Origin of the sequence: Pedobacter suwonensis (assembly GCF_044762335.1) — a bacterium.
Taxonomy (GTDB): Bacteria; Bacteroidota; Bacteroidia; order Sphingobacteriales; family Sphingobacteriaceae; genus Pedobacter.
In genome coordinates this window covers 107963-127936 of the sequence record NZ_JBIWEB010000001.1, presented here as the reverse complement: position 1 = coordinate 127936, position 19974 = coordinate 107963, and the positions used below count along the sequence as shown (strand labels likewise).

At 43.8% G+C, this 19974-nt stretch carries 25 protein-coding genes and 1 pseudogene; 8 read left to right on the top strand and 18 right to left on the bottom strand.

The window, feature by feature from the left end; all coding sequences use genetic code 11:
• Positions 1-3 precede the first annotated feature (3 nt).
• The 5 genes from ACIQXP_RS00485 (at position 4) to ACIQXP_RS00465 (ending at position 5577) form a co-directional block, all read left to right on the top strand.
• Positions 4-474, top strand: coding sequence for a RidA family protein (locus tag ACIQXP_RS00485; protein WP_387504425.1), 471 nt, complete (start codon positions 4-6; stop codon positions 472-474).
• A 1-nt stretch (position 475) separates the two neighbouring features.
• On the top strand, positions 476-1591 hold the full coding sequence (locus tag ACIQXP_RS00480) for a D-TA family PLP-dependent enzyme (RefSeq protein WP_387504426.1): 1116 nt from the start codon (positions 476-478) through the stop codon (positions 1589-1591).
• 9 nt (positions 1592-1600) lie between these two features.
• Positions 1601-2671, top strand: coding sequence for a dipeptidase (locus ACIQXP_RS00475; RefSeq protein ID WP_387504427.1), 1071 nt, complete (start codon positions 1601-1603; stop codon positions 2669-2671).
• 11 nt (positions 2672-2682) lie between these two features.
• Positions 2683-5076, top strand: coding sequence for a glycoside hydrolase family 3 N-terminal domain-containing protein (locus ACIQXP_RS00470; protein WP_387504428.1), 2394 nt, complete (start codon positions 2683-2685; stop codon positions 5074-5076).
• Between the two features lie 87 nt (positions 5077-5163).
• Positions 5164-5577: a VOC family protein gene (locus ACIQXP_RS00465; protein ID WP_293744844.1), complete on the top strand. Its 414-nt coding sequence runs from the start codon at positions 5164-5166 to the stop codon at positions 5575-5577.
• Positions 5578-5751: 174 nt separating this feature from the next.
• On the opposite strand, the gene ACIQXP_RS00460 is transcribed toward ACIQXP_RS00465, so the two are convergent.
• Both ACIQXP_RS00460 and ACIQXP_RS00455 read right to left on the bottom strand, forming a co-directional pair.
• Entirely contained in the window at positions 5752-6063 is a 312-nt protein-coding gene (locus ACIQXP_RS00460; protein ID WP_293744843.1) for a hypothetical protein, read from the bottom strand.
• Between the two features lie 84 nt (positions 6064-6147).
• Complete coding sequence (locus ACIQXP_RS00455; RefSeq protein WP_134203845.1) at positions 6148-6588, bottom strand: Hsp20/alpha crystallin family protein; 441 nt, start codon at positions 6586-6588, stop codon at positions 6148-6150.
• 598 nt (positions 6589-7186) lie between these two features.
• On the opposite strand from ACIQXP_RS00455, the gene ACIQXP_RS00450 reads away from it, so the two are divergent.
• The 3 genes from ACIQXP_RS00450 to ACIQXP_RS00440 are packed head-to-tail and all read left to right on the top strand — an operon-like array spanning position 7187 to position 10050.
• Positions 7187-8041, top strand: coding sequence for a COG1470 family protein (locus tag ACIQXP_RS00450; protein WP_293744842.1), 855 nt, complete (start codon positions 7187-7189; stop codon positions 8039-8041).
• 37 nt (positions 8042-8078) lie between these two features.
• Entirely contained in the window at positions 8079-9035 is a 957-nt protein-coding gene (locus tag ACIQXP_RS00445) for an ABC transporter ATP-binding protein (RefSeq protein WP_387504429.1), read from the top strand.
• 1 nt (position 9036) lies between these two features.
• Positions 9037-10050 carry an ABC transporter permease gene (locus tag ACIQXP_RS00440; RefSeq protein WP_387504431.1) on the top strand — a complete coding sequence of 338 codons (1014 nt, stop codon included), beginning with the start codon at positions 9037-9039 and terminating at the stop codon, positions 10048-10050.
• Between the two features lie 222 nt (positions 10051-10272).
• Here ACIQXP_RS00440 and ACIQXP_RS00435 read toward each other — a convergent pair whose 3' ends face one another.
• From ACIQXP_RS00435 to folE, 16 genes and pseudogenes are all read right to left on the bottom strand, one after another.
• A complete protein-coding gene (locus ACIQXP_RS00435) occupies positions 10273-10833 on the bottom strand; it encodes a hypothetical protein (RefSeq protein ID WP_387504432.1) in 561 nt (186 codons plus the stop codon).
• A gap of 42 nt (positions 10834-10875) precedes the next feature.
• Positions 10876-11145, bottom strand: coding sequence for a hypothetical protein (locus tag ACIQXP_RS00430; protein WP_145855435.1), 270 nt, complete (start codon positions 11143-11145; stop codon positions 10876-10878).
• A 113-nt stretch (positions 11146-11258) separates the two neighbouring features.
• The gene (locus tag ACIQXP_RS00425; RefSeq protein ID WP_387504433.1) at positions 11259-11438 is read right to left on the bottom strand and encodes a hypothetical protein; all 180 of its coding nucleotides are present in this window, start codon (positions 11436-11438) and stop codon (positions 11259-11261) included.
• A 117-nt stretch (positions 11439-11555) separates the two neighbouring features.
• Positions 11556-11840 (bottom strand): annotated as a pseudogene (locus ACIQXP_RS00420) (glycoside hydrolase domain-containing protein); the annotation flags it as partial.
• 165 nt (positions 11841-12005) lie between these two features.
• A complete protein-coding gene (gene uraH, locus ACIQXP_RS00415) occupies positions 12006-12413 on the bottom strand; it encodes a hydroxyisourate hydrolase (RefSeq protein WP_387504434.1) in 408 nt (135 codons plus the stop codon).
• Positions 12414-12427: 14 nt separating this feature from the next.
• Complete coding sequence (locus tag ACIQXP_RS00410) at positions 12428-12877, bottom strand: GlcG/HbpS family heme-binding protein (RefSeq protein ID WP_387504436.1); 450 nt, start codon at positions 12875-12877, stop codon at positions 12428-12430.
• 117 nt (positions 12878-12994) lie between these two features.
• A complete protein-coding gene (locus ACIQXP_RS00405; protein ID WP_293744834.1) occupies positions 12995-13564 on the bottom strand; it encodes a Crp/Fnr family transcriptional regulator in 570 nt (189 codons plus the stop codon).
• A gap of 19 nt (positions 13565-13583) precedes the next feature.
• A complete protein-coding gene (locus ACIQXP_RS00400; protein WP_387504438.1) occupies positions 13584-14720 on the bottom strand; it encodes an FAD-binding domain-containing protein in 1137 nt (378 codons plus the stop codon).
• A 22-nt stretch (positions 14721-14742) separates the two neighbouring features.
• On the bottom strand, positions 14743-14919 hold the full coding sequence (locus ACIQXP_RS00395) for a DUF2256 domain-containing protein (RefSeq protein ID WP_387504440.1): 177 nt from the start codon (positions 14917-14919) through the stop codon (positions 14743-14745).
• Between the two features lie 42 nt (positions 14920-14961).
• Complete coding sequence (locus tag ACIQXP_RS00390; protein WP_387504441.1) at positions 14962-15201, bottom strand: hypothetical protein; 240 nt, start codon at positions 15199-15201, stop codon at positions 14962-14964.
• A 4-nt stretch (positions 15202-15205) separates the two neighbouring features.
• On the bottom strand, positions 15206-15799 hold the full coding sequence (locus ACIQXP_RS00385) for a phytoene/squalene synthase family protein (RefSeq protein WP_387504442.1): 594 nt from the start codon (positions 15797-15799) through the stop codon (positions 15206-15208).
• Between the two features lie 98 nt (positions 15800-15897).
• On the bottom strand, positions 15898-16509 hold the full coding sequence (locus tag ACIQXP_RS00380; RefSeq protein WP_387504443.1) for a MarR family winged helix-turn-helix transcriptional regulator: 612 nt from the start codon (positions 16507-16509) through the stop codon (positions 15898-15900).
• Positions 16510-16547: 38 nt separating this feature from the next.
• Positions 16548-17795: an NAD(P)/FAD-dependent oxidoreductase gene (locus ACIQXP_RS00375; RefSeq protein WP_387504444.1), complete on the bottom strand. Its 1248-nt coding sequence runs from the start codon at positions 17793-17795 to the stop codon at positions 16548-16550.
• A gap of 9 nt (positions 17796-17804) precedes the next feature.
• On the bottom strand, positions 17805-18437 hold the full coding sequence (locus ACIQXP_RS00370; protein WP_387504445.1) for a flavin reductase family protein: 633 nt from the start codon (positions 18435-18437) through the stop codon (positions 17805-17807).
• A gap of 6 nt (positions 18438-18443) precedes the next feature.
• The gene (locus ACIQXP_RS00365) at positions 18444-19163 is read right to left on the bottom strand and encodes an SDR family NAD(P)-dependent oxidoreductase (protein WP_387504446.1); all 720 of its coding nucleotides are present in this window, start codon (positions 19161-19163) and stop codon (positions 18444-18446) included.
• Positions 19160-19807 carry a GTP cyclohydrolase I FolE gene (gene folE, locus ACIQXP_RS00360; RefSeq protein ID WP_387504447.1) on the bottom strand — a complete coding sequence of 216 codons (648 nt, stop codon included), beginning with the start codon at positions 19805-19807 and terminating at the stop codon, positions 19160-19162. The genes ACIQXP_RS00365 and folE overlap by 4 nt, the downstream gene beginning before the upstream one ends.
• Between the last annotated feature and the right edge of the window lie 167 nt (positions 19808-19974).

Here is a 19974-nt window from a genome sequence, read left to right as displayed (position 1 = left end):
AAAATGGAAAATTTAACTCCCGACGAACGCTTCGGACAATTAAAACTGAACCTTCCACCTGCGCCAGCACCACTAGGCGTGTATAAGCCTTGCCTGGTTGATGGAAAATATCTTTATCTGAGTGGTCACGGACCAGTACAGGATGATAAATCACTTATTATTGGCCGGATCGGATCAGATTTAAACCAGGAAGAGGGCAAACTTGCTGCTTTACAGGTAGGCTTAACCATGTTATCGACAATCAAAGCTAATTTAGGCAGTTTGAACAAAGTTAAACGGGTAATTAAAGTATTGGGCATGGTGAACTGTACGCCCGAATTTGAGAAACATCCTTTTATCATTAACGGATGCAGCGAGCTTTTCGCAAAAGTATGGGGCGAAGAAAACGGGATTGGTGTACGCAGCGCTGTAGGTTTCGGCTCATTGCCTGATAATATCCCGGTTGAGATTGAGGCCTTATTCGAACTGTTTTAAGATGGAACAAAAGCAAGCCTGGTATCTGCTGCCTGATGAAGCGCGTATTGAAACGCCATCGCTTATTTTTTATGAGGAACGTTTGCAAGCGAATATCAGTTTACTGAAAAGTATGATTGACCGCATAGACCGGTTGAGGCCTCATGTAAAAACCTATAAGTGCAGGGAAATTACCAGGCTGCTGTTATCGGCAGGCATCAACAAATTTAAATGCGCTACCATTGCAGAGGCAGAGATGCTGGCGATGGATCAGGCACCTGATGTTTTGCTGGCTTATCAGCCGGTGGCCGAGAATATCAGCCGCTTTTTTAAAATTAAAAACCAATATCCTGATACGGTTTTCAGCTGCCTGGTAGATCACCCGGCTATAGCTGAACAGCTTTCAGTAATGGCGATTAAAGAGGATGTAAAAGTTGATGTTTACATCGATTTGAATGTAGGCATGAACAGAACCGGCCTATTGCCCCATCAAGCCTTCGGCTTAGTGCAGAGCCTGCAGCGTTTTACCGGTTTAACAGTTAAAGGTTTGCACGCCTATGATGGTCACATTCATGATGCAGCTATGGAAGTTAGGATGGAGAAATCGGCGCCTGTTATTAAACAGTTGTTTGACCTTCGTGAACAGCTTGAGGCGCACTTAGGATATGAAATTACCGTTGTAGCAGGCGGTACACCTACCTTTCCGGTCTACGCCTCGCAAACCGGTTTTGAATGTAGTCCCGGTACTTTTATCCTTTGGGATAAGGGTTATCAGGATGCTTACCCGGAACAGGCTTTTCATACTGCCGCATTGGTGGCCAGCAGGGTAGTTTCCCTTCCAAATGATGGATGGCTCTGTACTGATCTCGGGCACAAAGCGGTGGCGGCAGAAAAGGAGCTGAAAAATCGTGTAGTTTTCATCAATGCCCCACTTCTTGAAGTTCAAAGCCAGAGTGAAGAACACCTGGTATTGCGCAACCCCACGCCCAAAACCTATTTGCCTGGCGATATGCTGTACGGATTGCCTTATCATGTTTGCCCAACTGTTGCCCTGCATGAAAAGGCCATTTGCCTGAAGGCAGATCGATCTTTGGAGTATTGGGAAATCATTTCCCGAAAAAGAAAAATTACCATTTAAAGAATTAGCATGTTTACGATAGACGCCCATTTGGATTTAAGCATGAACGCTTTGGAATGGAACCGTGATTTAACACAGGAGGTTTCAGCCATTAATCATCGTGAAGCGGGTTTGACCGATAAACCGGACCGGGCCCTGGCAACCGTATCGCTGCCCGAGCTGCGCAGAGGAAATATCGGTCTGGTGGTGGCCACACAAATTGCAAGATACGTGGCGCCTGATAACCGGTTGCCTGGCTGGCATTCTCCTGAACAAGCCTGGGCGCAAACCCAGGGACAGCTGGCCTGGTACAAGGCCATGGAAGATGCCGGTGAAATGTTTCAGGTGCATGACCTCGAAACACTGGAAAAACACATCGCTTTATGGCAAAACGATCAGCCTGCGGCTGAAAAGCCTGTAGGCTACATCCTCAGTCTGGAAGGTGCAGATTCATTTGTTACGCCCCGGCATCTCGAACGGGCATGGCAGAGCGGTTTACGTGCGGTTGGCCCCGCACATTATGGCCCCGGCCGCTATGCACAGGGAACAGATGCAACAGGTAAAATGACTGCGTTGGGGCATGAGCTGTTAAAGGAAATGGAACGGCTAAACGTCATTTTAGACGCTACGCATTTATGTGATGATAGTTTTTGGGATGCTTTGAGCCGTTTTAACGGACATGTTTGGGCTTCGCATAATAATTGCCGCAGCTTGGTAAACCATAACCGCCAGTACAGCGATGAGCAGATTAAAGCGCTGATTGATCGCGGAGCCGTAATTGGTGCTGCGCTCGATGCCTGGATGATGGTGCCCAACTGGCAACGTGGCGTTTCACAGCCTAAGGAAATGAATTGTAACCTCGAGGTGATGATCGATCATATTGACCACATTTGCCAGCTTGCAGGTAATGCATTGCATGTGGGCATCGGTTCAGATCTGGATGGTGCCTTTGGCAAAGAACAGTGTCCTTACGACCTCGAAACCATTGCTGATTTAAAGAAAGTACCGGATTTATTTATAAAAAGAGGATATACCGATACGGATGTCGAAAACCTGATGAACGGAAACTGGTTACGTTTTTTGAAGAAGGCCTGGGCATAATTTTAATGGATATGATTAAAAGAATCCAAATTGTTGTAGGTTTGGGACTGGCATTTTCAATTTCTCATCTCCCGGTTTTTGCACAAAACAAAAGCACACTTCCTTTATACAAAAATGCAAAAGCACCTGTAGAAAGCCGGATTAAAGATCTGCTTTCGCGGATGACGGTTGAAGAAAAAGTGGGGCAGATTTCTATGCCATTGGGCTGGCCGATGTATAATAAAAACGGTAATGAAGTTGAAGTAAGTGAGACCTTTAAAAAATCATTAAAGGAGTCGTATACCGGGATGTTGTGGGCAACACTGCGGGCAGATCCCTGGACCAAAAAGACGCTGGCAAATGGATTGAATCCCGAACTGGCCGCAAAAGCTACAAATGCCATTCAGAAATATGCGGTTGAAAATACGCGTTTAGGTATCCCTATATTACTTTCTGAAGAAGCGCCGCACGGCCACATGGCTATTGGTACAACCGTTTTCCCGACTTCAATAGGGCAGAGCAGCACCTTTAATCCGGAGTTGATTGAAAAAATGGCCAGGGCAATTGCTGAGGAGACACGCTTACAGGGCGGTCATGTTGGCTATGGACCAGTGCTTGACCTGGCACGAGAACCCAGGTGGTCGAGGGTGGAAGAAACTTATGGGGAAGACCATGTACTAATTAGCAGAATGGGCGAAGCAATGGTGAGAGGGATGCAGGGAAAATCGATTAATAGCGGAGTAAATGTAGTGGCCACCTTGAAACACCTGGCTGCCTATGGTGCACCGGAGGGCGGACACAATGGTAGCAGCATCAACCTGGGATTGCGCACTTTACATCAGTTTTACCTTCCACAATTTAAAGCCGCAGTTAAGGTAGGGGTTTTATCGGTGATGACTTCGTACAATTCCATTGATGGCGTTCCCTGTTCCTCAAATGAAATGCTGCTTAAAGATGTACTGATAAAAGATTGGGGCTTTAAGGGCTTTGTGGTTTCTGATCTGAACAGCATTTCGGGGTTAAAATCGAATCATCATGTCGCTGGAACAGCGGCTGAGGCCGCTGCAATGGCTATTAACGCCGGTTTAGATGCAGATTTAAGCGGAATAGGTTATGGAAAAGCTTTACTTGATGCCATAAAACAGGGTAAAGTTTCCATGAGGGTATTGGATAGCGCTGTAAGTAAGGTACTGATGATAAAATTTCGGATGGGTTTATTTGAAAACCCTTATGTTGATCCGCAGGTGGCTAAACAAAAAGTGAGAAATACGGAAAAAATTGGGCTGGCGCGTGAGGTGGCCCGGCAATCCATTATCTTATTAAAAAATCAGAACCAGCTGCTTCCACTCAGTAAAAAATTAAAAAGTATTGCCGTTATAGGCCCAAATGCCGACAATGTTTACAACCAGTTGGGCGATTATACGGCGCCGCAGGCAACAGGTAATGTAATTACTGTTTTACAGGGGATTAAAAACAAACTAGGTGAAACAACCCAGATCAATTATGTAAAAGGATGTGCCATCCGCGATACGCTTTCCAGCGAGATTGAAAATGCGGTTATTGCAGCGAAAAAATCTGACGCTGTGGTAATGGTATTGGGCGGTTCCAGTGCCCGTGATTTTAAGACCGAATACATTGAAACCGGTGCGGCAAAAGTGAATGCAAAAGCAGAGGCCCTTAGCGATATGGAAAGCGGTGAAGGATATGACCGGGCTACACTTGATTTAATGGGCGACCAGATGAAGTTGCTAAAAGCAGTAATGAAAACAGGGAAGCCAGTAGTATTGGTATTGATAAAGGGAAGACCTTTGAACTTAAACTGGGCTGCCGAAAATGTTCCCGCCATTCTGGATGCCTGGTACCCGGGACAGGAAGGTGGTCATGCGATTGCCGATGTACTTTTCGGTGATTATAATCCTGCAGGAAGATTAACAATTTCGGTTCCCAAATCTGTCGGACAGTTACCGGTTTATTACAATGCACGCTATCCGGAGAAACACGATTATATAGAAATGGACGCTAAGCCCTTATATCCTTTTGGCTATGGGTTAAGCTACACCACTTTTGCTTATCAGAATCTTCAGATAGCGACTAATCCCGGTCAAAAAACAGTAAATGTTAAAATAGATTTGAAAAATACAGGATCAACAGATGGTGAGGAAGTGGTACAACTTTATCTGCGACATCAACAATCATCAGTAGTAATGCCTGTTAAACAGCTTATCAAGTTTAAAAGGGTGGCTTTGAAGAGCGGGGAACAAAAGACGATTACTTTCAGCATCAATCCATCAGATCTTGAAATTTATAACCAGAAGATGCAATGGGAAGTTGAAGCGGGAACTTATCATTTAATGGTAGGCAGTTCATCAGATGATATACAGCTTGAAAAGGATTTTGTGGTTCATCATTCGGCTATACTGCGTTAGTATTTCAAAATCCTGAAAAAAAATAACCGCTGACAAGCTGTTGTCATAAAGCTTCCAGAAATTTGTCTGAAATAAATTAAAAGACAAATGATTAATCTCGTTTCAATCAGGATCATCACTGAAGATGTTAGTAAAATGTTGGAGTTTTATGAGCAGATCACTCAGATAAAGGGTATTCGCTTTACGGAAGATTTTGCAGAGCTGCAAACTGCTTATATAACACTCGCAATTGGAAGCACCAGAACTTTACAGTTTTTCGGGGGAACCGAAGTTGCCAAAGCAGCCGAAAACCGTTCCGCCATTATCGAATTCATTACGGATGATGTAGACCGGATTTATCAGGAACGATCCGGGTTTCTGGCTAGATATTTAGTTCAGGAACCCACAACTATGCCTTGGGGAAACCGTTCGCTTTTGTTCCGTGACCCTGATGGAAATCTCGTTAATTTTTTTACCCCGGTTAGTACGGAAGCCATCAGGAAATTTGAAGCTAAGCTTTAGGGGCAGGGTGACGATATTGCTGAAAAATTTCCAGCTGTTAAGTTTTGCCATCTGGAATTTTTAGGTAAGAATCGTCATCCCGACTGAAACCTAGTGTAACGGAGAGATCTATCCTGCAAGAAAGACCCTGATACGGGTTCAGAGTAAGTAAAATTTAACTTCGCCTTTGCAGACTCAACCCGTATTCCCATCAATATTTCCATTCTCCAGATGAGCAATGCGGAATATCTCCTTTGAAATAATGGCAATGTTTTCTTTTAGTTCATCCAGGTTACAATTTTTAGTGCCAATAAGAATGGGCAGTTCCATTATTTCTTCCATAAATTCTATTTTTAATGAACATCCCGGCGCATCTTCTTCGCTACCTTTTAGCTGGGAGAAAATCTCAGTGGCTTCTTTTTTGTCTCGGCCAAGAGAAAACTGGCCATAGGCAATTTTTCCAGCCGGTCCCTGAAGGCTGATGTTGATTATGAAACGGGTTTCCATTGCTAAATTTTTGGTGTTTTTTAAAATGGACAAAAAGAAGACATCATTAAATAAAAAATGCCGCTAAATGCGGCACCTGGGAAACTATTGTATTTCGATCTGTCTTGAGACTGCCTTTGCTTCTTCCTTTTTTGGAATGTTGAGATGGAGTATACCATCTGTATAAGCGGCCTGAATCCGTTCAACATCAGCGCTATCCGGAAGGGTAAATGCTCTGGTAAATGCAGCGTAACTATATTCCCTTCTGTTATAGGTTTTACCGTCATTATTGTTTTCGGTATGCTGTGCGGTAGATATGGTTAGCATATCCTTCTCAATAGATACTTTGAAATCATCTTTCTTTAAGCCCGGAGCAGCCAGTTCAATGTGGTACTCTTCATTCGTTTCAGAAATGTTAACTGCTGGTACGCTGCTTAAGCGACGATCTGTAAAAAAAGTATCACCTAATACGGATTCGAAGATGTCATTAAAGCCTGGCAATAATGAACTGTTCTTTTTTTCTGGATTGAATTTAACCAATGTCATAGTTTTTTCTCCTTTTAATGTTTTAATAATAAATGGACTATAAATCAATTAATTTATCAATTTAACCTTCGTTTAAGGTTACATTTCATGTTGATCAAGTGCTGTGCCAAGGTCGTTCTGACCAATCTGAGCGCATTTTTTCTGAAAAATTTTCATAAAAAATGAAAATTTTTCAGTGCAACAGCTGAAATTTTTTCAGTTTTGACACGGTGTTTTCCTGTCTGAAGTTGAAGAACTCAAATGAAATATATTTTATCATTACTGCTGTTCTGTTTCATCTGCAGGTCTTCCGGTCGCAAGGCCATACCGTCGGCATGTTTAAGGTCATCATTAAATGCGCAACAAACTTCACGCGGTTCATAAACTGCAGGTTTAAGGCACCTCTTTAAGCGGAACAGTATCATGATTTACTTCTGTTTCAGATTATGTTTTTGAAGCCGGGACTGATCGAAAATCCGCATAAACGCGCATGTTCAATTGTTAAAAAATGTTAAAATATTTTGAAAAAAAATCAACTTTTTTTTGTTTTGGAGCCCTAATCAGATAACAAAATCAGAAAACATTTTTTAAAGCAATTATTAATATTTTGGTTTAGATTATGTCAGTACAACTACTATTCGATCCCTTGCGAAAGGGCTTATTTCGCACACTCTTATTATTAACATTTTTTGCTGCAACGAAAACCGTTGATGCGCAAACCCAGGATTCTCAGAAAGGAGCATCCGGATTTTCTGCCAAGCTGGTCAATATCGAATCTGCTGTTAATGAGCCGTTTCGCTTTTCAGCCTCGCTACACAATGGAACAGCTAGCCCACAGGTTTATGAACTCAGGTCGGAATTGCCTGCAGGCTGGCAGATTAGCTATCGTGTAGAGGGTAGCCAGGTTACTTCTGTGAATTTAACGGGAGGCCAAACCCGCGAGATAGCCATCGAAATTACTGCACCAGCAAATGCCGCCGCCCGGAAATATATCATTCCCATCAAGGCCGCATCATCTTCGCTAACTTTGCCGTTACAACTGGAAGCTGTAGTGAAGGGGTCTTATGGTGCCAGCCTAAGTACGCCGAGCGGAAGACTAAGTGAGGAGCTTACTGCCGGTTCTCATAAGGATATTGAACTTGAATTACAGAATACAGGCACCTTACCGCTATCTTCATTAAGTATTTCTTCTCAACTACCCACCGGATGGGAAGCAACTTTTTCTCCAAGCCAGATTGAAAAGCTGGATGGTGGTAAGAAGGTAACGATTAAAGTGACGTTAAAAGTACCGGATAAAACAATTGCCGGAGACTATAGTGCCACTTTTACGCTTGGAGGAAATAATGCCAATGCGCAGGCCGCCTTTAGGATCTTTGTAAAAACTTCTGTACTGTCCGGCTGGATTGGAATACTCATCATCGTACTGGCAGTTGCAGCAGTATATGTGCTCATCCGTAAATACGGTCGTCGGTAACCACTTTTCGAGAACCTTAAAACCTTCAACCAGAAAGATGGAAGCCATCATAGATTTAAAGAACCTATGCAAAAGTTATGGTTCTTATGTTGCCGTTGATCAGCTTAACCTGACGATTCCGCATGGCGAAATATTTGGCTTACTGGGCCCAAACGGTGCAGGTAAGACCACCAGTATACTCATGATGCTTGGCCTGACAGAACCAGATAGCGGTTCGGCCATTATTTGCGGTCATAACGCCACAAGAGATCCGATTAACGTTAAGCGGGTGGTAGGTTATATGCCTGATAATCTGGGGTTTTACCCTCAGCTAACGGGACTTGAAAACCTGGTGTTTATGGCAAGGCTTAATGGACTGGCCGAAACTGGAATAAAGGAAAACGCCCGCAAAATTTTGGAATTGGTGGGGCTGAAAGCCGCTTCAGATAAGCCTGCTTCCAGTTATTCACGTGGTATGAAACAACGGTTGGGCCTGGCCGAAGTATTGATCAAAAAACCGAAACTGATCATTCTGGACGAGCCTACTTTAGGCCTGGACCCGAGTGGGGTAAAAGAATTTCTTGAACTGATCAAATCTCTGCAACGGGAACAAGGTTTGACGGTGTTGCTTTCGTCGCACCATCTTCACCATGTTCAGCAGGTTTGTGATAGGGTAGGCATATTCGTGGATGGAAAGTTGCTTGCTACCGGCGATTTGCCCACACTTTCCCACCAGCTCTTTGGAAACACAGGAGTAGAAACCAGCATTCATTTAACCGAAGAACTGGCGGATCCTGCAATATTGAAAGCTGAATTCAGCACTTTTCCGGAGATTAATGGATTGATCGTTAATGATAGGATCCTGCAATTTAATACCAGTCAGGATATCACCCCAAAAATTGTTCGACGGCTGGTTGAACTGGGTGCAAATATCCAGGCCATAAGCCACAAACAATATGGACTGGATGAAATCTACGCGAAATATTTTGAAAAAAATACAAATTTAACCCCATAACATGAAAGCGCTTAGCGAAAGCCATTATTGGGCAACAAACAAAAAAAAATCAAAGGAGAGTGACCAGCTCAGTCCCTTTAAAGTGCTGGTAAGAAAAGAAGTTTCAGATCACGTGCACAGCTGGCGTTTTATCCTGCTGCTTGCCTTGGTGTTGCTCACCTTCTTTGCCTCTCTGTATATTTCCATGTCCAACATTCGGGCATCATTTAATAATGTCAATGATCCTGACCATGCATTTTTATACCTTAAACTGCTCAGTGCAACCGATGGATCTATGCCGCCTTTTCATATCCTGATGAGTTTTTTAGCACCACTGCTTGGCATCACGATGGGCTTTGATGCCATTAATTCAGAACAGAACAGCGGCTCGTTAACCAGGTTGTTGGCACAGCCTGTATACCGCGACAATATCCTTCTTGCGAAATTTTACAGCGCAATGCTGATCATCGCAACATTATTTATTTCCCTTACATTGCTGATGATTGGTGGAGGACTTTTCTTGACCGGGGTGAGGATTGAATCTCAGGAGTTCCTGAGAATTATTGGTTTTTCCACGCTAACAATTGTTTATGTAGGCTTTTATTTAAGCCTGTCTATCATGCTATCGGTTGCTTTTCGTCATGCGTCTACCTCAGCCTTAACTGCACTGGGTGTCTGGTTGTTTTTTACCGTATTTTACCCGATTCTGGTTAATCTGGCAATCAGGGCTTTTTTGCCTGATGCAGCTTATTTAACGCAAGGCGAAAAATTGGCCTATAATGAATTGATTATGGATATTATGCGTGTTGCGCCCGGCCAGTTGTATAGTGATGGTGCAACCACCATGCTGATGCCATCCATCAGAAGCCTTGGGCCAATGAGTATGGAACAGCTTTCTGGGGCTATTCCTTCGCCGCTTCCTTTACGGGAGAGCCTGATCATTGTGTGGCCACAACTTACCGGACTTTTGGCAGGCAGCATTGCTTTTTTTGCCCTTTCCTATTATCTTTTCATGCGTAGAGAGATCAGGAGTTAATAATCGACTTTGTGCTAGCCAGATCAAGATAAAGGGTATCTTTTGCAGAAAAGAAAGGCAAACCCATTTAAACCGGTTGTTTAATTATACAGATCAGTTCCAGACCTGCAGAAATTAAGGTATCCTGAACAGAAGTGTATGGCGTTTCAAGGCAGGGGCTTCGACGTTGTTCCAGGTGTTTTATTACGTCCGAAGCCCTTGCCTGGCCATATGAACCTTAAATCAACATGACAAGGTACGTTCAAAATAGGTGATATGATTATCGAAGTTACCTTGATAAGAATTCCCTTTTGTCTGAAAACCATTGGCTAAAAGAAATCGCTGACTGCTAGGCGTTGCCGTGGTAGAAAAAATAATGCCCTGGTGATTACTGAGTTTGTGGAGTAGCATCCTTTTTAATGTACCGCTGATTCCTTTATTGCGGACCTCTTCGATGGTGAATGAATAACCCATTTCTAAAAAGGGTTTTTCTGTTACTGTAGTAATCCCTGCTTTTTTATGTACCTCCTGAAGATAAGAAAGGCCAGGCCGTTTAATGGCCGAAATGCCAGCCAATTTTTTACCATGATAGCAAAATGCGAGAAACGCCGCATTAAAGATTTTTGCAGGTAAATCAATGGTTGAGACCTTATTTCCCATTTTTAGCAGTAAATAGAAGTGATGGAGCTGGAGCATCGTACAATCGCATGGCCTTTTGATTTCAAAATGGCAGTTGCTGAGAAAATTCAGCTGATCATACTGGTATTGTTGAAATACCAGGTCATTAGATATATTTTGGTCCATCAGATAAAGTAAGGTTAAGATAAGTTTGCCGCTTAAAACGGATTATTTTTTTCCGATGCTTAACGAAGTACGTAAAGGGCCTGGTAAGGCAAGCATTTCACATACTTTATCGTTCCAATCGATCAGCGCATCCTCCGGCGAGGTGCCCAGACCAGAAACATCGTGTTCTCCTTCAAAAGATAATACGGCATAAAAACAATCACCATCCTGATATACGGAGGGCCTAAACTGCGTTACAAAGGTGGGTAACCTGTATCTGTTATAATCAAAATCGACCAGTTTACCTGGGATATTTCGAACCTGCTGTTTCATAACCTGGTATTTTACTAAAACATTAATGTTTACCGGTTTTTGATGGTAAACAAGCGTATAGGTAAGTTAAGTAAGCAATGTTGCCATAAGGTTATCAGGTTGTTTTTTGTTTGTTAAATGTTGGCAGGAGTAATGATCAAAAAAGATAAATTTTCTGCCGCATTAATCTTTTCGGCATCTGTATAGTCGAATGTAGTTAATATGGCACTAACAATGAATCTTGGAAAGAAAAAATCAGATGCATCAGATAAAACCGGCGAAGAGCCGGAAAAAAATAACTTTCCTGTATCCATGATCATTTTTATCCTTGTACTTAGCGCTCTGCTAGTGACCCTGGTCTTATTTAAGGTTTAATATAGATGTTGATTGGAATAGATAACTGAGCCTCCATTAAGATGAATTTTGATGATTTAGCGCTTAATGGGTCCATCTTGAAGGTAAAAGATCAATTCTCCGCCATAAACCAAAGATTGATGTGTAATTTGGTGTTTGGTTAAACTTTTCCCGTTTAAAGTGATTTTAGCACTGTAAATAGATTTTTTACTTTTTCTAATAGTGGTTATGGTTAATTTTTTGCCATTGGTAAAAGAGATTACCGTTTGTTTAAATAAAGGACTGGCAAGTTGATAATTTCCTGAAACGGGATCTACCGGATAAAAACCCAGCGCAGCAAATACATACCATGCATGCAGTTGCCCGGCATCATCGTAACACTTAAACCGCCGGAACCTTCACTGTATTCTTCTGCTAAAATGCGAGATACCTGTAACTGGGTCTTCCAGGGAGCACGGGTATAATTATACAGTAAGGTTTAAATGGTGCAAGCTGAAAAGTATGACCGGAAGTTTATCCCGAGGTGATCAGTTCCCCCTGTAAGTGGAGTATCCATAAGGAGAAAGCGTTATAGGCACATGATAGTGGCTTTCCTCACCGATTTTGAACACCACCTCAATAAACGGATAAAAGCTTTCAATATTTCTGGAATGAAAATATTCGTTGGTGAGAAAGGTCAGTCTGTAGATTCCTTTTTCAGTTTTGCCTGTTTCCAAAAAGTTAGGTATCCTGCCATTGGAATCTGTCTTTTTCTGATCGGTAAATGTCCAGGCTCCTGTTTTTGTATCAAGATGCTCAAGTTTTACCGGTACCCCTGGCGCAGGTTTACCCATTGAAATATCGAGGATATGGCTGGAGAGGAGGTACGTTCTGTCCTGGCTGTAGCTTATTACACTGTAGATGTTCAGTAAAGTGAGAATAATTAGTTTTTTCATGTTATGTATCAGGTTTAATTTGGCTGCAATATTGCGTTTCTGGCGATAAGATCCTCACGTTCCGGTCCGCTGCCACCTGCGCTACCAATGGGGCCGTTATAGTCTTTATCATCGAACAAAGGCATCTCTCCTCCGAGAAGCAGCAGCCCGGTTAACGTGGAAAGATTCCCGTTTTCTGCTTTGGAGTCTGATCTGAGTGTGAGTACCAAAGTGGAAGTTTTCGTGGAAAGTGCAGTATAGGACTTTTTGCGCGAAGCTTCCGCATTGTGGGCCCCTGCCAGGTGTTCCCTCTTAATCAAAATTACATTTCCTCCTGCATCTACTATAGCAACCGCAATATTGCTGTTGAGTGTCTTCGCGTATGCTCTGGCTCTTTTAGCCATTAAAACTGCGCCGCTGAGGCTTATCTCTATTTTCGAGTGTGTTAGGGAGTCTATTCGCTCAACTTTGCTGCACTCATCCAAAGGTTTTGCCGAGGCAGTACTGAAAACAGTATGCCATATCCGCAGGTTTTCTTAATGGTTTTCATATGGCAAAGCTAACCTGAAAAACATGGATTAACGTTGACGCAGATCAACGTTTTAAAGCTTTGCTTTCATTCTGCTCAGCGTGGAGGGCGATATTCCCAGATAGGAAGCTGCCATTTTATTGGAAACCCTTAGCAGAAGTTCGGGCTGACTTTTAATTACCCACCTCACCTTTTCAATCGCATCGAAGCCCTGGAAACCATATATCCTCTTCTGGGCGTTTATAAATCCCGTTTCAAGGATGTTGAGGTAAATCCCTGAAAAAAAACGGTGCTTTTCCACCATTTCAAAAAAAGAGGATCTGCTTATTGAAAACAGCCTGCTTTTCTCGATCGACTGAAGATATTCCATGGCAGGCTCCTGGTTTATAAAACTGGGCAGGGCGGTGCAGAAGTTGCCTTCAAAGGCAAAAAAACGGGAATTTTCTATCCCCTCTTTATTAATTGTAAAAACCCTAAGTGCACCTGTTTCGATGAAATAATAGTTTTTGCAGACCTCTCCCGGTGAGAGCAGGAGTTGATTCCGCCCGGTAAGGGCCGGACTGAAGCAAGCCAGTACCTCTTCAATGGCCTGTCTGCCAGGATCAAACCCGGCCTTTAGCTTGTTTGTTAATTTTTCGTACATATAAAATGAGCTGGACGTTTTACAGGTAACGCTTGCAGCGTTTCCAATAGGCAAAAAATGAAGGGTATTCTTCGGTAACTTCCGGAAACATCCACTCATAACTGTCGCGTATACCCGGATAATGCCCGAAGGCCACATGGTTTTTTGAGATAAATGCCTCAAATGGAGATCGGCTGCCCGTTGCGTACAGAGACTGCAGGTCGGTAATTTCACCGGTATAAACCTGGATGCCGGGAATGTTTCCGGCTAAATCCCTGATGAATCTGATTACTTTTTCACTAACCGGGTAGCGGGCGAAATGGGACGGCTCCAGTAGCAGGATTCTGTTCGCAGTTTCTTCTTTTCTCCACTCCGGGTCCAGGTTGTAGCTGTTATAGATCAGCGTTGGCATGGTGTTATCGATTGCGGGGAGCAAGGTTTCTGGTAATGTTGTGCTTAACTTCAGGTCGATCCTTTCTTTAAGTTCACCAGGTAGCTCCATAGTAAGAATCTCTTCATAAGGCCTGTCCAGAAATGTACCCTCCTGTACGCTGAGGGTGTATCTGTTAATATTTTCCTGGTTGCAGTAGTATTTTTTTGGCGCGAAAGCGCCTGCTACCCACTGCCAGCTGCAATTGTTACTGGCTATATCACCATCAAGTAAATGGTAATACATCCACTTTGAGGGCTGGAGCCAATGGGCTCCGGCAATATTGCAGGCAATCGAGGCGAGATACATTCTGACATGGTTATGCATATAACCCGTGCTATACAGCCTGTTGATTGCCTCATCTACAGCTGTTATACCAGTTCTGGCATCAATAATTGCCCTGATCATATCTCCGTGCAGCACATCGGTCTGGGGAGTTCGTAAATCCTGCCAGATCAGATCTTTTCTTACCTCCCAGAGGCGCTGGTAGTACTCGCGCCAAGCCAGTTCCTGAAAAAACTTTTCGCATTCCTCTATCTTCCAGCCTTTTTTCATTACTTCCCGATGGATCTGCCGAAGGCTTATTACGCCCCTTGAAATATATGGGGAAAGGTAAGTGACTGCTCCATTGATAAAGTTTCTGGTGGCTGCATAATTTGTGGGGTCTATATGCTTTATCTGTTCCAGTACCTGATTATAATCCGTGGTAAATGCTGTACCTTCCGTTACGTTCTTTTTGACTCTCATTTTTTGGGGGATGATATGGTGATCAGATCGGTTTAAACAGCGGAGCTTTCTGTGTCACCATCTGGGATGTTCCGCGGCACTTTTCGCTGCAGTATTTGACTTCATCCCATACTTTGGTCCATTTTTTTCTCCATTTAAAAGGCCTGTTGCACACTGCACAGATTTTAGATGGAAAGTTTTCTTTTTTAATAGTTTTCATTTATACCCTGATGGTGATAACTGCTTTTCTACACACATTGTTTCAGATCCCCCGGGTTTTATACCGGACAACAGCGCTCAGCATGAGCCCGAATTTATGGATATTGGAAACCCGTATCCGCTGGGCCATTACCTGGGCGGCTGTTTTCTTACCGATCTTGTCAAAAAGTTTTCTGTAATAAATGTAGGCGAGGTAAACCCCTCTTTTTGATGACAGGGGCAATTGTCGGATCCCTTCCAGAGCGGCATCGAATTCCGCCGCGATATCTGCTTCAATCTTCATCTTTTCATTGTCCGAAAACCTCGAAAGGTCTACATCCGGAAAGTATGTCCGGCTCAGGAGATGAAAAGTCAGCATTCACATCCCTTAGAAAATTAACTTTCTGGAAAGCTGAACCCAGTTTCATCGCCGGCCCCCTGAGCCGCTCATAATTTGCACGATCGCCTTCGGTAAATACATGCAGGCACATCAAACCAACCGCCTGGGCCGATCCCAATATATAACGCTCATATTTTTCGGGCGTGTAAACCTCCCGCTTTAGATCCATCTCCATACTCTCCAGAAAGAGATTGATTAGCTCCAGGTCTATTTTATATTTTTTAACTACTTCCTGAAACGAATTCAGGACAGGATTGAGGCTTATAGAATCCCTGATCGCCTCCAGGGCATCCCTTCTGAATTTAGATAGCAGTGAAGCTTTATCGTATGCGTGGAAACTGTCAACGATTTCATCGGCAAGCCTTACGAAACCATAAATTGCATAGATGGGGTGCCTAAGCTTCTCGTCCAGAAAGTTAATTCCCAGAGAGAAACTCGTGCTATAGTTTTTGGTCACGATCATACTGCATTTGGCAGATACTTTATCAAAGGTTCCTTTCATTTTTTTGATAGGGGTTAGGTCTGGGCTATTGTAAATTCAATAATTATGGATCCGATATTAATTATAGGCGTGATGCCAAGGGTTCAAGGTTTTCTCAGCTAAAATTTTCCGGCTGACCTGTCTTGATGGAAATCTTCCAGCTTAAGGAGTAAGGCAATCAGGTCCATTTTTTCAGAATCGGAGAGAGGTTCGGTAACATTTCCTGAAGCCATTTTGATGTTTTCGATACTGTGATTCAATTCCTGTACTCCCTTTGGGGTAATGTGAATAATCCTGCTCCTTTTATCGCTATCTATAGTTTGCTGCTCTGCCAGGCCTTTTTTTAGTAGTCTGTTGATAATCAGTGTTCCCGTAGCTTTTTCATGGATGTTCTGTCTGATCAGGGCTGTTTTGCTCATACTGCCTCCGGAGGCAAGGCCAATCAGGTAGATAAATTCATCCGGGGTAGAAAAGGCAGATCCTGTAATGGCTGTTTTTGCATGCAACCTGGCGTAACGGTACAAATGTACCAGTGAGGTATTGATCACGCTGTCTGCAGAGCGCCCCCTTGCTTTTCCCTCCCATGTGGGTTCGGTGGTAGCTGAGTTCTGGATTGTATCTCGGTCATTGAGCCAGTTGAGGAATGACGACAGGCCGTCGGCCGGGTTTTCAACACTGCTCTCATAAGTTTTAACAAGGGTGATCAGTTCAGTCAGGAGATTGTACATCATAATGCTATGGTATTATGTTTTGCGGACAGCCTTGTAAGCTATCCCTTTTTAAGTATTTCCTCTACCACATTACGGGCACTTTTCATTGCACCGTTTATCGATCCGTTTAGCAGATAATCCCCGCAGAGGTAGCAATTTTCGCTTATACGCATGGTCTCCGGATCCAATTCGTTGCCTGCAGTCCTGTTATCGGGAAGCGCATGGGGGATATCGTAGGTGGCGAGCAGTTTCCATTTCGCCGAACCTGGGTACCATTGCAGAAGCTCTTTCCTGACGATTTCTTCAACGTCTGTCCTGGTACTGATATTGCCAGTCCGGACCGATACCGAAATTAGTGAATGTCCATCCGGTGCGTATGATGGTGCGATATGCTCCATAAAGGCAATGTTGTTGATCAGCTGCCCCCTCATGGCATTCAGGGCAATACGTTTGGAGTGGGCTGTCCGTTCCGTACTCGAAAAATACATGGTTAAGGCGCCTTTTATAAGAAGCCTGTCCATATTCCCCGCCGATTGGGAAAGGTTTTGTGCCTGGGTTGCAATAATGATATTCCCGGCTTCATAAATCTTCCCTGAGCGGCCAAAAGCCAGGCCGTTTCCGATCGATGTGATTTTTTCGCCCAGCAGCAGTTCATCTTTATCCAGGCAACCGGCCAGCTGTTTGCTGATTTCACCCATTCCGAGGGCAGGAACAGCAGCAGCACCTTCACTTAGCATTTTAAAAACGAATTCGAACATCCTGCTGGAGGTTTCAAGCTCGCTTTCCAGAAAGATACCGGAAAAGAAAGGCCTGAAGAATTTTAGGATGAATTTTTCACTGAATCCCAGCGAGGTGAGATACGATAATGTTCCCGTTTCTTTTCTGCTGAATATTTCATCTACAGTGCTAAAATGTAACCTCAGTTTGAGCTTTAACAGAAGCAACTTATCGCTAAGATTTCCGATGGGGGAAAAAAGGGTTCTGATCAGCATCAAAGGTTCCCTGAGCGGATCGCCGATTTTGTGGCTTCCCTGTTCATCGAGGATTTCTGCCCCGGGAAGAAAGGACCTGAGATCAAGTTTTTTGTAATCCAGGAGTTTTTTAGCCTCCGGATAGGCGGTAAGCAGGACCTGGAATCCTCGGTCAAGGATAAAACCATTTGTATGGTCGCTTTTCGCCCGGCCGCCAACTTCTTCTGATGCTTCGATCACCAGTACCTTTTTACCGGCCTGTTTTAAAAGTTTAGCTGCAGAAAGTCCCGCTATCCCGGCACCTGTTATGATCACATCCAGTTTTTCTTTTTTCATAACTGCTTTTTATGGTAACCGCCGGGCTGAAAGGCCCGGCTTGGCATAGCTGAGCCTCGCCATATGTTTTCCCAGAAAATAGCTGTCTATCCCGCTTACCGTAACCGTACCCGCCTTTCCATGGTCGATATATCCGTCGCTTGCCATGAGCGCACTGTTTATGCTGATATGGGTGATTTCCCCGATCACCAGGCTTGTTCCGTTCAACCTGACCGGCAGGATTTCTCTCAAATTCATGCCTATCTTTACCGGTGATTCTGCCACAAAGGGTGCATCAAAACCAGGTATAAAAAATTCCGTCAGCCCGCATTCTGCAAACTCGGAAAAGCCGCTTTCATACCTTGCGCTGGTTTGGTGCGCCTGCTCAAAAAAAGAGGCGGTTACGTTGTTTAATGTGTAAGATCCGCTGCGTTCGATATTGCTTAAAGTATCATGGTCGGCTGACTTAGGACGGAAGACGATGCCCAATAGGGCGGGGGACGCCCCAAGATGTACTATGGAATTAAAAAGTCCAAGATTGCTATGCCCGTTTTCAGCGGTGGTACCGACCAGTTGGAGGCACTTATAACCTGGCAGCGAGTTGATCATTACAGAACGGTATGAGCGGTCCATCTTTTGTATTTCCTGTTGCGTAATATGCATATCCCGTTAAAGGTTTGTTCTTAAACTACCCATCCCGCCATCTACCGCAATCACCTGTCCGGTTATCCAGTTGCTGTCTTCCGAAAGAAGGAAAGCAATGGCGGCACTGATATCGCCGGGTTCTCCGTATTTTCCCAGCGGGTGTCTTTTCGCCGAGGCTTCCATTTTTTCCGGGGTATTAAGAAGTTTTGTGGCAAGCGGTGTGTTGGTAAGTGATGGCGAAACTACATTTACCCTGATCCTGTTCACGCTCAGCTCTGCCGCCAGCGATACGGCAAGTCCTTCCAGGGCGGCTTTGGAGGCTGCAATGCTGGAATGGAATCCCATCCCTGTCCGGGCAGCTACCGAACTGATAAACACAACAGAGGCGGAAGGAACATTTTTCATTGATTTTAAGGCAAGCTGCACTGTGCGGGCCGCACCCACCACATTCAGTCTGAAATCATCTATCATATCGTTTTCGCTTACCCTGGAGAAAGGTTTCAGGTTGATACTCCCAACGCTGTATACCAGTCCGTGAAGTTCTTCCGGTAAAAAAGCAGAAAGCGAATCCATATTTTCCATTACATCAAGGGGCTGATAGTGTACAGCCGCAGGCCAGCTGTTGGAGCTGCTTCTGGACGCTGCGTAAACATTTGCGCCTTCATTATTTAGCAACTGAACCAGATCGATACCGATGCCCGAACTTCCCCCTATTACCAGTATGTTTTTATCTTGAAACCTCATTTACCTATATTACTTAAAAATTCATTTTTTGTTTCTGCATCCCTGAATTTTCCGCTGAAGGAGCTGGTTATAGTCGAACTGCCGGCGTCCTGGATTCCGCGTGAGGATAAACAGTGGTGATTGGCATCGATCAGCACTGCTACATCATCTGTGTTCAGTACACGTTTGATTTCCCGGGCGATCTGTATGGTGAGTCTTTCCTGTACCTGTGGTCTTCTGGAATAATACTGGACGATCCGGTTGAGCTTAGACAGGCCGATCACTTTTCCTTTGCTGATGTAGGCTACATGTGCCTTGCCTGTTATGGGTACAAAATGGTGCTCACAGTTGCTGAATACAGCAATGTTTTTCTCTACCAGCATTTCGCTGTACCGGTAACGGTTTTCAAAAAGGGTCGCAACCGGTTTATTGGCCGGGTTCAGTCCACTGAATATTTCTTTAACGTACATTTTAGCGATCCTGTTTGGCGTACCTTTCAGGCTATCATCGCTCAGGTCAAGTCCGAGGATATTCAGTATGCTGGTAAAATGTTCCGAGATCATCGCAATTTTAGTCTCGTCGTCTAACTCGAAAGCATTAACTTTTAATGGCGTCCTGTAGTGTTCTGCATCAGTTTCGTAATCAGCTAGGTTCTGTGCTGGCATATAAAAAGTATATTTTTATACTAAGTTAGTATATTAATATATTATCTACCCTTTGTTGATCAAACAAAAATCAATTTTATAATTGTATGACGCAGGCTGAAACCGTCGGCTCAGATGTTTTCGATCATCTCACTGATACAAGGCCAGATCATGTCATGTGATTTGAT